Source organism: Arthrobacter sp. MP_M4 (genome assembly GCF_035984855.1).
Classification (GTDB): Bacteria; Actinomycetota; Actinomycetes; order Actinomycetales; family Micrococcaceae; genus Arthrobacter.
Window position 1 is genome coordinate 1 of record NZ_JAXCHX010000020.1, and the last position, 13492, is coordinate 13492.

General features: G+C 68.8%; 13 protein-coding genes. 10 read left to right on the top strand and 3 right to left on the bottom strand.

The window, feature by feature from the left end; translation table 11 throughout:
- Positions 1-91: 91 nt before the first annotated feature.
- Positions 92-676: an orotate phosphoribosyltransferase gene (gene pyrE / locus RCH15_RS13800; RefSeq protein WP_326961240.1), complete on the bottom strand. Its 585-nt coding sequence runs from the start codon at positions 674-676 to the stop codon at positions 92-94.
- A 139-nt stretch (positions 677-815) separates the two neighbouring features.
- Between pyrE and acsA the strand changes: the two genes are divergently transcribed.
- The 5 genes from acsA to RCH15_RS13825 are packed head-to-tail and all read left to right on the top strand — an operon-like array spanning position 816 to position 6334.
- On the top strand, positions 816-2678 hold the full coding sequence (gene acsA, locus RCH15_RS13805) for an acetate--CoA ligase (RefSeq protein WP_326961241.1): 1863 nt from the start codon (positions 816-818) through the stop codon (positions 2676-2678).
- Positions 2675-3709, top strand: a complete 1035-nt coding sequence (pdhA, locus tag RCH15_RS13810; RefSeq protein WP_326961242.1) for a pyruvate dehydrogenase (acetyl-transferring) E1 component subunit alpha — start codon at positions 2675-2677, stop codon at positions 3707-3709. Before acsA ends, pdhA begins: the two co-directional genes overlap by 4 nt.
- Positions 3706-4686 (top strand): alpha-ketoacid dehydrogenase subunit beta, encoded by a 981-nt coding sequence (locus RCH15_RS13815; protein ID WP_326961243.1) that lies wholly within the window; start codon positions 3706-3708, stop codon positions 4684-4686. The genes pdhA and RCH15_RS13815 overlap by 4 nt, the downstream gene beginning before the upstream one ends.
- Positions 4679-6061, top strand: coding sequence for a dihydrolipoamide acetyltransferase family protein (locus RCH15_RS13820; protein WP_326961244.1), 1383 nt, complete (start codon positions 4679-4681; stop codon positions 6059-6061). Before RCH15_RS13815 ends, RCH15_RS13820 begins: the two co-directional genes overlap by 8 nt.
- A 30-nt stretch (positions 6062-6091) precedes the next feature.
- Positions 6092-6334, top strand: coding sequence for a phosphopantetheine-binding protein (locus RCH15_RS13825; protein WP_326961245.1), 243 nt, complete (start codon positions 6092-6094; stop codon positions 6332-6334).
- Positions 6335-6348: 14 nt separating this feature from the next.
- Here the strand turns inward: RCH15_RS13825 and RCH15_RS13830 are convergent, their stop codons facing one another.
- On the bottom strand, positions 6349-7590 hold the full coding sequence (locus tag RCH15_RS13830) for an FAD-dependent oxidoreductase (RefSeq protein ID WP_326961246.1): 1242 nt from the start codon (positions 7588-7590) through the stop codon (positions 6349-6351).
- Between the two features lie 106 nt (positions 7591-7696).
- Between RCH15_RS13830 and nadE the strand changes: the two genes are divergently transcribed.
- Entirely contained in the window at positions 7697-8536 is an 840-nt protein-coding gene (gene nadE, locus RCH15_RS13835) for an ammonia-dependent NAD(+) synthetase (protein ID WP_326961247.1), read from the top strand.
- Between the two features lie 74 nt (positions 8537-8610).
- Here nadE and RCH15_RS13840 read toward each other — a convergent pair whose 3' ends face one another.
- On the bottom strand, positions 8611-9384 hold the full coding sequence (locus RCH15_RS13840; protein ID WP_326961248.1) for an IclR family transcriptional regulator: 774 nt from the start codon (positions 9382-9384) through the stop codon (positions 8611-8613).
- Positions 9385-9582: 198 nt separating this feature from the next.
- On the opposite strand from RCH15_RS13840, the gene RCH15_RS13845 reads away from it, so the two are divergent.
- The 4 genes from RCH15_RS13845 to RCH15_RS13860 all read left to right on the top strand — a co-directional run bounded on the left by RCH15_RS13845 (position 9583) and on the right by RCH15_RS13860 (position 13393).
- A complete protein-coding gene (locus RCH15_RS13845; protein WP_326961249.1) occupies positions 9583-10326 on the top strand; it encodes a CoA transferase subunit A in 744 nt (247 codons plus the stop codon).
- 31 nt (positions 10327-10357) lie between these two features.
- A complete protein-coding gene (locus RCH15_RS13850; RefSeq protein ID WP_326961250.1) occupies positions 10358-11071 on the top strand; it encodes a 3-oxoacid CoA-transferase subunit B in 714 nt (237 codons plus the stop codon).
- Positions 11068-12252, top strand: coding sequence for an acetyl-CoA acetyltransferase (locus RCH15_RS13855; RefSeq protein WP_326961251.1), 1185 nt, complete (start codon positions 11068-11070; stop codon positions 12250-12252). Before RCH15_RS13850 ends, RCH15_RS13855 begins: the two co-directional genes overlap by 4 nt.
- Before the next feature lie 85 nt (positions 12253-12337).
- Positions 12338-13393 carry a zinc-dependent alcohol dehydrogenase family protein gene (locus tag RCH15_RS13860; protein ID WP_326961252.1) on the top strand — a complete coding sequence of 352 codons (1056 nt, stop codon included), beginning with the start codon at positions 12338-12340 and terminating at the stop codon, positions 13391-13393.
- Positions 13394-13492: the final 99 nt, after the last annotated feature.

Sequence of the window (13492 nt, forward strand, 5' to 3'; positions counted from 1 at the left end):
AATCCGGGACCACTGGCCATCACTCAAAACAGATGTTCGCGACACCCAACAAGCATTCCAGCCAGCGACCCCCTCATTTAGGAGACACGCCCTAGCTCAGGCCCAGTTCAGCCTTGCCGAATGCGAACAGGTAGGGGACACCGGCCTCGTCCTCGATTTTTTCCTTGGCGCCCGTGGCGCGGTCCACGATCACCGCCACGGCAACGACGTTGCCGCCGGCTTTGCGGACACCCTCGACGGCGGCCAGCGCCGAGCCCCCGGTGGTTGAGGTGTCCTCAAGCACCAGCACCTTGCGGCCTTCGACGGAGGGCCCCTCCACTTGCCGGCCCATGCCGTAGGACTTCTGCGCCTTACGGACCACGAACGCGTCCACGGGGCGTCCGGCGTCGACGGCGGCGTGCATCACGGCGGTGCCCACCGGATCGGCGCCCATGGTGAGCCCGCCCGCGCACTCAAAGCCGATGCCGGCCTCGTCCAGCAGCGAGAGCATGACCTCACCCACCAGCTTCGAGGCTTCGTGGTGCAGCGTGACCCGGCGCAGGTCGATGTAGTAGTCCGCCTCGGCGCCGCTGGACAGGATGACCTTGCCGCGGACAACCGCCAGTTCCTTGATGAGTTCAAGAAGGCGGGCTCGGGCGGCAGCGGTATCAGCTGTGGGGGCACTGGTGGCAGTCATGGGACCCAGTTTAGTGGCTCGCCGTGACCGGATTTCCAGCCGCTCCGTCACATGCAGGCGGCCTGCTGATTCCGCGGGGGCGGGGCCGCCGGGTCTTTATCCTCTAGGAACCGCCGCCGGTCCGGAGTGCGATGGACGTATGACGGCGGGAACGGAACCTTCGGTCCGCTGGCCCATCATCAGCAAAGATGTCGGCGGCCTCCGGGTCCGGCCGAACATGGTGGACTACGACGCAGCATGTGCAGCTTTCTCCTGGGATGAAGCCCGCCATCAACTCTCCGGGCTCCCGGGCGGCCGCGGCGTCAACATCGCGTACGAGGCAGTGGACCGGCACGCCACCGGGGAGCACGCCGGGCACGAGGCGCTGCGGTTTGTCCGGGCCGACGGCAGCAGCCACTCCCTGACTTTCGCTGAACTTTCCGAACAGACGAACCGCTTCGCCGGTGTGCTGCGCGGCCTGGGCATCGGGCGGGGTGAGCGGGTCTTTTCGCTCACCGGCCGCGGCCCGGAGCTGTACGTCGCGGTGCTGGGCACCTTGAAGAACGCCAGTGTTTTCTGCCCGTTGTTCTCCGCGTTCGGCCCGGAGCCTGTGCGCCAGCGGCTGCAACTGGGCTCCGGCCGGGCCCTGGTCACCACCCGGGCCCTCTACCGCAAGAAAATTGCCCAGCTCCGCGACTCGCTGCCGGAGCTCCGGCACGTTCTGCTGACCGACGCCGACGGCCGCCCGGAACCGGGGACCCTGGACCTCGCCGCGCTGATGCGCGGGGCCCCGACGGACGGCGCCATCGCGGCGACGCAGGCCGAGGACATGGCGCTGCTGCATTTCACCTCCGGCACGACCGGAACGCCCAAGGGTGCGATCCATGTGCACGACGCCGTCACCGCCCACCACGCGACCGGCCGGTCCGCGCTGGACCTGCACCCGGAGGACATCTACTGGTGCACGGCCGACCCCGGCTGGGTCACCGGGACCTCGTACGGGGTGATCGCTCCCTTGACCCACGGGGTGACGACGATCGTGGATGAAGAGGAGATGGACACGGACCGCTGGTACCGGATCCTCGCCGAGCAGCACGTCACCGTCTGGTACACCGCCCCCACGGCTCTGCGGATGCTGATGAAGGCCGGCGCGGACCGCGCCCGGGGACACGACCTGTCGGCGCTGCGTTTCGTCGCCAGCGTCGGGGAACCGCTTAATCCGGAGGTCGTCCTCTGGGGCCGGGAAGCGTTCGGCCAGCCCGTGCATGACAACTGGTGGCAGACCGAGACCGGCGGCATCATGATCTCCAACTACGCAGCCACGGAAATCCGCCCCGGCTCCATGGGCCGGCCGCTGCCCGGCGTCGAGGCGGGCATCGTGGCCCGGGATGCCCGGGACCGGCCGGTGGTCCGCGACGGCAAAGCGGTCCTCGTGACGGCGCCGGACGGCGTCGGCGAACTGGCCCTGCGGCCGGGCTGGCCCTCGATGTTCCGCGGGTACCTGCATGAGGAGGAACGCTACCGCCGCTGCTTCGTGGGCGGCTGGTACCTCACCGGCGACCTCGCCCGCCGCGACGCCGACGGGTATTACTGGTTCGTCGGCCGCGGCGACGACGTCATCAAGTCCTCGGGACACTTGATCGGGCCGTTCGAGGTGGAGAGCCTGCTGATGGAACACGCGGCTGTGGCCGAGGCCGGAGTGATCGGGGTCCCCGATCCGGTGGCCGGCGAAGTGGTGAAAGCGTTCGTGGAGCTGCGCCCCGGCTGGGAGCCCTCCGAAGAGCTGCAGCTGGAGATCATTGGATTCGCCCGGAAGAGGCTCGGCCCGGCGGTGGCGCCCCGGTTGCTGGACTTCACCGATGCCTTGCCTCGGACCCGCAGCGGCAAAATCCTCAGGCGCCTGCTCAAGGCCCGCGAACTGGGCCTGCCGGAGGGCGATACCTCCACTGTCGAAGCCCAGGCAGCCGCACCGGAACCGGACGGCGCACCTCCCGGCACCCGGGCGCCGGAGGCACCGAAATGACCGGGTCCCTGGACAGGCCGGCGAGCGGGCCGGAACCGGCCCACGGCCGGCACCTGCTGCTGCAGATGCTCCGCGTCCGCCGGTTTGAAGAGAAATGCGTCGAGCTCTACAGCGCCGCCAAGATCCGCGGCTTCCTGCACGTCTACATCGGCGAGGAGGCCGTCGCAGCAGGGGTGCTGAACACCCTGGCTCCGGAGGACGCCGTCGTCGCCACGTACCGGGAGCACGGCCACGCGCTCCTGCGCGGGGTACCCGCTGGCGCGATCCTGGCGGAGATGTACGGTTTCGTGGAGGGTTGCTGCCGCGGCCGGGGCGGATCCATGCACTTGTTCGACGCTGCGACCCGCTTCTTTGGCGGCAACGCGATCGTTGCCGGGGGGCTGCCGCTCGCCGTCGGACTGGCGCTCGCGGACAAGATGGCCGGACGCTCCCGGGTGACCGTGTGTTTCTTTGGCGAGGGCGCCGTCGCCGAAGGGGAATTCCATGAGAGCCTCAATCTCGCCGCGCTGTGGCAGCTGCCGGTGCTGTTCTGCTGCGAGAACAACCTCTATGCCATGGGGACGGCGCTGGGGCGCTCGGAATCGCAGCCGGACATCGCCCTCAAGGCTGCGGGTTACGAGATAGCGGCGTGGGCCGTGGACGGCATGGACGTCCTGGCCGTCGAGGAGGCCGCCCGCCGCGCGGTGGACGCCGTCCGTTCCGGCGGCGGCCCGCACTTCCTGGAGCTGCGCACATACCGGTTCCGGGCGCACTCGATGTTCGACCCGGAACGGTACCGCGACAAAGCAGAAGTTGCCCGCTGGCTCGAACGCGACCCCATCGTCCTGCTCCGCGCCACGCTGGAGGCCGCCGGCCAGCTCTCCGCGGAGGATTGGGAGCAGCTGGAGGCGGACGCCGCCGCGGAGGTGGCCGCCGCGGTCCAGTTCGCCGAAGCCGGGAGCCCCGAACCGCTCGAGGACCTCACCCGGTTCGTCTACAGCGAGCGCGGAGCCGGACCTGAAACCGGTGCCGGCGGGCAGGGCAGGCCATGAAAACCAGCTACCGCGAGGCGCTCCGGGCCGGCATCCGTGCCGCGATGCTCCGGGACGAGAGGGTGTTTCTGATGGGCGAGGATGTGGCGGCGTACGGCGGATCCTTCGCGGTCAGCCTGGGGTTGCTGGAGGAATTCGGGCCCCAACGGATCCGCGATACCCCGCTGTCGGAGTCCGGCTTTGTCGGGGCAGGGATCGGGGCGGCGCTCGGCGGGATGCGGCCGATCGTGGAGATCATGACCGTCAACTTCAGCTTGCTGGCGCTGGACCAAATCGTGAACAACGCCGCCTCCTTGCTGCACATGTCCGGCGGGCAATTCAACGTCCCTCTCGTGATCCGGATGACCACGGGCGCCGGCCGCCAGCTCGGTGCCCAGCATTCGCACAGCCTGGAGGGCTGGTACGCGCACATCCCCGGGCTGCGCATCCTCGCTCCTGCCACGCTCGCCGACGCCCGCGGCATGCTGTGGACCGCGCTGGAGGATCCCGATCCGGTGCTGATCTTTGAGCACGGTTCGCTGTACAACGTCACCGGGGAGCTCGACGACGACGCCGGCCCGGTGGACATCGACACCGCCGCCGTGCGGCGGCCCGGAAACGACCTGTCGCTGATCACCTATGGCGGAACGCTTCCGGCAGTGCTCGACGCCGCCGGGCAGCTCGCGGCTGACGGCATCGATGCCGAGGTGCTGGACCTGCGCACGCTGCGGCCGCTCGACGGGGCCGCCATCCTCGCCTCCGTGCGGCGGACGCACCGGGCAGTGGTGGTCGATGAGGGGTGGCGCAGCGGAAGCATCTCCGCCGAGATCAGCGCCCGGATTACGGAGCAGGCGTTCTACGACCTGGACGCCCCGGTTGGCCGGGTCTGCAGCGCCGAAGTGCCAATCCCCTATTCCAAGCAGCTGGAACTGGCGGCCCTGCCGTCCGTCGAGCGGATTGTGGCCGCGGCCCGGGAGGCGGTCGCCGGACGTGGGTGATTTCCTGATGCCCTCGCTCGGGGCTGATATGGAGCACGGCAAGATCGTCGAATGGCTGGTCAAACCCGGCGACTACGTGCGCCGCGGGGACCTCGTGGCGGTGGTGGACACGGACAAGACCGTGATGGACGTGGAGTCCTTCCAGGAGGGGGTGGTCGCCGAGCTGCTGGTGGACCTCGACGAAACTGTGCCGGTGGGCACCCCGATGGCCCGGATCACGCAGACCCCGGCCGAGGTCGGGGCCCCACATCATGAGGCACCCCCGCCCCGTGCCGCGGCAGGCGCCGCGGCGTCGGCCGCATCCAGGGGGGCCACCCCGATCGCGCCGCCGGTGCGGCACCTGGCCCACCGGCTGGGTGTGGACACCGCCCGCATCCACGGCACCGGCAAGGGCGGCACCATCACGAGGGCGGATGTGGAGCATGCCGTAGCCGCCGCGCCGCCCGCCGCGGGCCGGGTTCGGTCCGCACCCCGGGCCCGTCGGCTGGCAGCCGAACTCGGCGTCGAGCTCTCCGCCGTCAGCGGTACCGGCCCGGAGGGTGCCGTGACCGTCGATGACGTGCAGCGCGCCGCTGCCCGGAAAACGGAGCCGGGCACCCCGGAGGCTGGTCCCCCGGAGGAAGCTCCCGAAGCTCCGGGTCCCGGGGCCCCTGCCGCAGGGCCGCCGGCCGGGCAATCGGTTCCGGAAAAACCCTCAGAGGCCCGCGAGCGCGTGGCCAGCCTGCGCCGCGCCATCGGCGCGCTGATGTCCCGCTCCAAGAAGACCATTCCGCACTACTACCTCAGCACCACCCTGGACCTGAGCGCCGCCGTCGGCTGGATGCAGTCCGTTAATGCACAGCGGCCGGTCGCCTCCCGGCTAGTTCCCTCCGCTCTGCTGCTCAAGGCCGCGGCGCTCGCAGCCAAGGAGGTCCCGGAAGTCAACGGCTTCTACGACGACGGCGGGTTCCGACCAAGCGCGGCCGTGCACCTCGGCATCGCCGTTGCCCTGCGACAGGGCGGCCTGGTGGCCCCGGCCATCCACGATGCGGACACCCTGCCGTTGGACGTGCTGATGGAGCAACTCCGGGACCTCGTCAGCCGGGCCCGCGCCGGGCGGCTTCAGCGCGCTGAAATGGCCGACCCCACGATCACCGTGACCAACCTCGGGGACCTCGGTGTGGAAAGCGTCTTCGGTGTCATCTATCCCCCTCAGGTCGCGATGGTCGGTTTCGGCCGGGTGCTGGAACAGCCGTGGGCGCAACACGGAATGCTCGGCGTCCGGCCCGCCGTCGTCGCCACGCTCTCCGCTGACCACCGCGTCAGCGACGGGCTGCGGGGCGGCCGCTACCTCGCCCGGATCGATGAGCTGCTGCAGAACCCGGAGGATCTGTGAACCGGGCGGGGAAGGTGAAAGGGAGGAACCATGAATGAACAGGACGCCCGGGCTGCGGTGCAATCCGCGATCGGCAAAGTGGCCCCTGATGTGGACCTGGCCGAGGTGGACGGGGACGCCCGGCTGCGGCAGGACCTCGACCTCGATTCGCTGGACTTCCTCCGGCTGGTCGAAACCCTCGACACCGCCACCGGTGTCGACATCCCGGAGCGGGACTACCCTGAGGTAACCACGGTCAAGGGACTGATCGGCTATCTCGCGGCCCATGGATAAGGCGGACCCCGTTCCTAGGGGGCCTGCGGGGCACGCCGGGCGAACGCCGGCGCGTGTTCGGGCCGCGGCCCGAACGCGACGAACCGAGGCAGCACCCTGCCGAGCGCCGGTACGTGCCGGGCCGCGAACAACAGCACGGCTGGCGCCCCGGCGCGTGTTCCGGTCATGATCGGCCCGAAAACCACACGGTGCATCACCCGCTGCACGGCCTGCACGACGGCGGTAGGCAGCTGCCGGCGGCGTTGGACCCTGGCCAGCCCGGAGCGCGGCACCTGTCCGCGGAGCAGCGCAGGGGCCAAACAATCCGCGGCCGCCACAGCATCCTGGATGGCCAGGTTGATCCCCACCCCGCCGGCAGGTGACATCGCGTGGGCAGCGTCACCGATGCACAACAGGCCGTCAATATGCCATTGCCGGAGCCTGTCCAGGCGCACGTCCAGCCAGTGCAGATCGTCCACCGATGTGATGGCGTCCACCCGGTCGGCGAGGTCGGGGCGGAGAGCCGCGACCCGGCCCCGGAACCTGCCGATACCTTCGGCCCGGATCCGGGCATCCATGCCTTTCGGCGCCAGGTAGCCCATTTGGTAATAGTCGGTGCGAGTGAGCGCTATCAAGGCCTCACCCCGGCCGAACGCGGGAACGATTCCCGCCACGGCCCCCACCTCGGAGGGATGGCGCGGCAGGCGGAACCACCAGGCGTCGAACGGCACGGGATACTCCTTGGACACCAGCCCGGCCGCTCGCCGCAAAACTGAATGCCGGCCGTCGGTGGCTATCACGAGGTCCGCCCGGATGTCGCCGTCGAAACCTTTCGCAGTCCGGTACCGGATGCCCGCGACCCGGCCGTCGTCGCGGACCAGGCCGGTGGCCGTGTGGCCCATGCGCAGGCTGAAGGATGGTTCCTGGGCTGCGGCGTCGGCCAGGAAGTTCAGGAAATCCCACTGCGGCATCATGGCGATGTAGTTGTAGGGCGGAGGCAGCGAATCGAAGTTTCCCACCGTCACGGGCGGGCCGCCAGGCACGGGAAAGGCGACGCTGCTCATGCGGCTCTGCGGCAGGCCGCGGAACTCCTCACCGAGGCCCAGTTCGTCGATCAACCGGATGGTGGAGGCGTGGACGGTGTCGCCACGGAAGTCCCGGAAGAAATCAGCGTGCTTCTCCAGCACGGTGACCTGGACGCCGGCCCGCGCCAGCAACAATCCCAGCATCATGCCGGCCGGCCCGCCGCCGACCACCAGGCATCCCGTCGTTTCCATGGCCATACGCTACGCCTGCGCAGGGTGCAGCGGGAGGGCTTCCCGCTGCCGTCGTTCCCGGGGACACAGTTGGGCCCGGTTGACAGTGCTGGCTAGGCTTTAACGCATGCGTGAACTCCAGGCGACAATCATCGAAGAAATGGGCGTGCAGCCCCGGATCGACCCCGCCGGGGAGGTGCGCAAACGCGTCACTTTCCTCAAGGAATATCTGACGTCGACCCACACGAAGGGATTCGTGCTGGGCATCTCCGGCGGCTTGGATTCCTCACTGGCGGGGCGCCTGGCCCAGCTTGCCGTCGAGGAGTTGACGGCCGACGGTGTGGACGCGAACTTCGTTGCCGTCCGCCTGCCCTACGGCGTACAGCACGACGAGGACGACGCCCAGGCCGCCCTGGACTTCATCCAGGCCAAGACCGAGTGGACGTTTAACATCTCCGCTGCGGTGGACGGCTTCGAGGACGAATTCGAGAAGACCGTCGGCAATGGCATTTCCGACTTCCACAAGGGCAACACCAAGGCCCGCACCCGCATGATCGCGCAGTACGCCCTCGCCGGTGAGCACAACTACCTGGTCATCGGAACAGACCATGGCGCGGAGTCCGTCACCGGTTTCTTCACCAAGTACGGCGACGGCGGCGCGGACATCCTGCCGCTGTTTGGGCTGAACAAGCGCCAGAACCGGGCGCTCCTGGCCGAACTCGGCGCACCGGCGAGGATCTGGGAAAAGGTCCCGACGGCGGACCTCCTCGACGGCCAGCCCGGCCGCACCGACGAAGACGAACTCGGCCTGAGCTACGACACGATCGATGACTACCTTGAGGGCCGGGATATCCCCGTGGCCGCAGCCGAGCTGATTGAACGCAAATACCTGCAGACCCGGCACAAACGCACAGTTCCGGTGACCGTCTTCGACACCTGGTGGAAGCAGCCGGACCGCCAAGTGTGAACCACGACGTCGGGACTTACCTTCATGGGGCGACGCCCGCCGTCGAACTGCCCGCCGAGGCGGGTCGTGCTGCTTTAGCGCCCCTGCAACAGGCCTGAGATCCGGTGGGCCTCATCCATCAGGAGACGGCCGAGCATCTCCTGCCGTTCGCCTTTGAAGCGCGGCTCGATGCCCGTCAGCGACAGTGCCCAGCCCGGGCGCCCGCGCGGGTCGAAAACTGCGGCGCCCATCCCCCAACTGCCCTCCAGCACGAGCCCCGGATTCACCGAATAGCCGGCCTGCCGCGTCGCAGCAAGGTTGGCACGGACCAGGGCCTCGGTGTGCGCGGCCGCGAACCAGCCCGCGTGCGTGGCCCAGCCGGTAAGCAGTTCCTCCTGCTCCGCCTCGGGCAGGAAAGCCAGAATGGCGGTCCCGGCGGAGGCCACCCCGAGCGGGAACCGGACACCCTCGTGCAAGACGAAGGACCGCACCGGGAAGCTGCCTTCCTCCCGGAGCAGGCACACCGTTTCGGCACCGCGCCGGATGGAGAAGAACGCGCTTTCGCCGGTCTCTTCGGCGAGCCGGCGAAGACTGGGGCGGGCGATGTCCTCCAGCGGAAAGCGCGCCGACGCCACCGAGCCCATCAGCAGGATTTCCGGCCCCAGCACCCAGTTGCCGTTGGCCGGGTCCTGGTCCAGCAGGCCCTCGGACGCCAACGAGGAGAGCAGCCGGTGCACAGTGGGGCGGGTGAGACCCGATTCCCGGACGAGTTGTACGAGCGGGGAGCCTTCCGGTTGCCGCCCGACAATGCGCAGCAGCGACGCGACGCGGCTGACGACCTGTGCGCCCTGGACCGGTGGTGACGTCATTTTTCCTCGCAACTGGATTTCGATCGACCTGCATCATCCACAGTGTGGACAGTCTCCAGCCTACCGTCCACACTGTAAAGATGCCCCGATTTGGGCCACAATTATTCATTGACAGCCGTCATTTTGTCCCCGTAGGCTCCAACAGCAGAGAAACAGTCCACAAAGTGGATTGCGTCAAGAGCTCAACGAGGAGATGCGATGTCAAAGCTGAAATCCGGACCAGCCGCCGCGCTGCAGGACGTACTGCGGGACGGCATGACGCTCGCCGTCGGCGGTTTCGGCCTCAGCGGCATCCCGGCGGACCTGATCGAGGCGGTGCGCGACTCGGGCGTCAAGGACCTCACCGTGGTCTCCAACAACATGGGCGTGGACGGCAAGGGCCTTGGCGTGCTGATTGAGGCCGGGCAAGTCCGCAAGGTGATCGCCTCCTATGTGGGCGAGAACAAACTCTTCGCCGAGCAGTACCTCGCCGGGAAGCTGGAGGTCGAGTTCACCCCGCAGGGCACCCTGGCGGAGCGCCTGCGCGCCGGCGGCGCCGGCATCCCGGCGTTCTACACCAAGACCGGCGTCGGGACCCTTGTCGCCGAGGGCAAACCGCTCGCGGAGTTCGACGGCGAGACGTTCGTTTTGGAGCGCGCCATCAAGGCCGACGTCGCCCTGGTGCACGCCCACACCGCCGACACCGACGGCAACCTGACCTACCGGTTCACCGCGCAGAATTTCAACCCCGTCGTCGCGGCGGCCGGCGCCGTGACCGTCGCGGAGGCCGAGGTGATTGTGGAGCCAGGTCAGCTGGACCCCAACCACATCATCACACCGGGCGTTTTCGTCCAGCGCCTGGTCCAGGCCAGCGACCGGGTCAAGGACATCGAACAGCGCACGGTCCGCCCCCGCGCCGAAGCCACCGCAGCCAGCGCAGCCGCCGCATCCGTTCCGGCCTGAGCGCCGCCCCTACTTTTTCAGGAGAATCATCATGGCTTGGACCCGGAATGAAATGGCCGCCATCGCGGCCGAAGAGCTCAACGACGGAGACTACGTCAATCTCGGCATCGGCATCCCCACGCTGGTCGCCAACAACCTGCGCGACGGCGTCCGCGTGGTCCTCCAAAGCGAGAACGGCCTGCTCGGCATGGGCCCGTTCCCCTATGAGGGCGAGGAGGACGCAGACCTGATCAACGCCGGCAAACAGACCGTCACGGTCCTTCCGGGCGGCAGCATCTTCGACTCCGCCGCCTCCTTCGGCATGATCCGCGGCGGACACGTCAAGGTCGCCATCCTCGGCGCCATGCAGGTCTCCGGCGCGGGCGATCTGGCCAACTGGACCATCCCCGGCAAGATGGTCAAAGGCATGGGCGGCGCCATGGACCTCGTCGCCGGCACTCCGCGCGTCGTGGTGCTCACCGAACACAACGCCAAGGACGGCACCGCCAAGATCGTGAAGGAGTGCACCCTTCCCCTCACGGGCCTGAGTTGCGTCGACCGGATCATCAGCGACCTCGCGGTGTTTGACCTGAAGAAGACTGACGCGGAAGCAGGCGGCGGCCGGAAGCTTACGCTCACCCGCCTCGCCCCCGGCGTCACCGTGGAAGAGATCCGGGAAAAGACCGGGGCGGCGTTCGACGTCGACGCCTCCCTCGCGTCCACTCCCACCCGGGAAGCCGGCACCCTCGAAGGAGCCACCGCATGAGCCTGAAAGCGCAGTTCGGCAAAGATGTTCTGCTCACCGGCTGGGGACACAGCCGGTTCGGCAAGCTCACGGACGAGACCCTCGAGTCGCTGATCGTTCAGGTGGCCACCGAGGCGATCGGCAACGCCGGGATAGAACCGGGCCAGCTCGACGAGATCTACCTGGGCCAGTTCAACTCCGGCATGATGCCGCTCGCGTTCCCGTCCTCGTTGGCCCTGCAGGTCTCGGATCAGCTGGCCAACGTCCCGTCCACCCGGGTGGAAAATGCCTGCGCGTCCGGTTCCGCGGCGTTCCAGCAGGGCACCAAGTCACTGCTCGCCGGTACCGCGAAAACCGTCCTGGTGATCGGTGCCGAGAAGATGACCCACGCCGGGGCGGACGTCGTGGGCGCGGCCCTGCTGGGCGCCGACTACGACATGGCCGGCAAGCCCTCCACTACCGGCTTCACCGGGCTCTTCGCCGAGGTGGCCAAGCACTACGAGAAGCGCTACGGACCTGTGTCCGACGTCCTGGGCACCATCGCGGCAAAGAACCACCGCAACGGCGTGGACAACCCCTACGCACAGCTCCGCAAGGATCTTGGCGAGGAGTTCTGCCGGACGGTCTCGGACAAAAACCCGATGGTCGCCGACCCGCTGCGCCGCACCGACTGCTCCCCCGTGTCGGACGGCGCAGCCGCCGTCGTGCTGAGCCTCGGTCCCACCGGCGGCGCCACCGCCCCGGTGCGCCTGGCCGGCTTTGGCCAGGCGAATGATTTCTTCCCGGCCGACCGCCGGGATCCTACCGCTTTCGCCGCGACCCGCGTGTCCTGGCAGCGCGCCCTGGCGATGGCCGGCGTCGGGCTGGACGGGCTCGACTTCGCAGAAGTCCACGACTGCTTCACCATCGCCGAGCTGCTGATGTACGAGGCCATGGGACTGACCGAACCAGGCCAGGGGGCCCGCGCCGTGGCGGAAGGCTGGGTCTTCAAGGACGGCAAATTGCCCATCAACGTCTCGGGCGGCCTTAAGGCCAAGGGCCACCCTGTGGGCGCCACCGGTGTGTCGCAGCACGTCATCGCTGCGATGCAACTCACCGGCACCGCCGGTGGCATGCAGCTGGCCACCGCCCGCCGGGCCGCGGTGCAGAACATGGGCGGCGTCGGCATCGCCAACTACGTCAGCGTCCTCGAAGCCGTCTGATCCCAGCGGTGGGAACCGGGCTACTTCCGCGGCCGGCGGAAGACTAAACTCGGTCCACACCCGCCAATCCCCCGCGAGGAGCCCCATGCGCGCCACGATCATCCACGCCCCCGGAGACATCCGGGTCGAAGACCGCGACTACCCCACCGTCCAACTGCCCACCGACGTCGTCGTGAAAGTCACCGCGTCCTGCGTCTGCGGCTCCGACCTCTGGCCCTACCGGGGCGTGCGGCCCACCAGCCGGCCCACTCCGATCGGGCACGAGTTCATCGGGACCGTTGAGAGCGTCGGCGCCGACGTGACGGACCTGACCGTCGGCGACCTCGTCATCGCCCCCTTCGTGGTCAGCTGCGGGACGTGCCCCCAGTGCCTCAACGGCGTCACCGTGGCATGTGACCATCTCGCCGGCTGGGGTGGCAAGGATGACACCGGACACGCGATCGACGGCGGTCAGGGCCAGGCGGTCCGCGTCCCGCTGGCCGAGTCCACCCTCGTCAAAGTTCCCGGAATCATCGAGCCCGATGACGCCCTCCGGAAGAGCCTGCTCACGCTGTCCGACGTCATGGCCACGGGCCACCATGCGGCCCTCGCCGCGCAGGCCGGGCCCGGCCGGACCGTCGTGGTGGTGGGCGACGGCGCCGTCGGGCTCTGCGGGGTGCTGGCCGCCAAACGGCTCGGCGCGGAGCGGATTATCGCGATGTCCCGCCACGCCGACCGGCAGGCCATCGCCCGGGAATTCGGGGCCACCGACATTGTGGAGGAACGCGGGGACGCCGGGGTCGCCAAAGTCCGCGAGCTTCTCGGCGGAGTGCTGGCCGATTCCGTGCTGGAGTGTGTCGGGACAAAGGAGTCCATGGACCAGGCCCTGCACAGCACCCGGCCGGGCGGCGCACTGGGATTTGTCGGCGTCCCTACCGGCGGCGGCGAGGTGCCGCTGCGATACCTCTTCGACACCAACATTTCCATCGGCGGCGGCATGGCTCCGGCCCGGACTTACATCCCGGAGCTGTTGGCCGACGTCCTCGACGGCACCATCAACCCCGGCCGGGTCTTCGACGTCGTCATGCCGTTGGAGGAAGCCCCGGAGGCTTACCGCGCCATGGACGAACGGCGTGCCATCAAGGTCCTCCTGACGCCCTAGAAACATTCCCGACGGCGGCGGGCCGGGACAGCGCGCGGGCTCTTGTTCTGCCCGAGAGTCCGGTCTAGCGTGAAGCACATCAGCATCCGCCACCGTCAC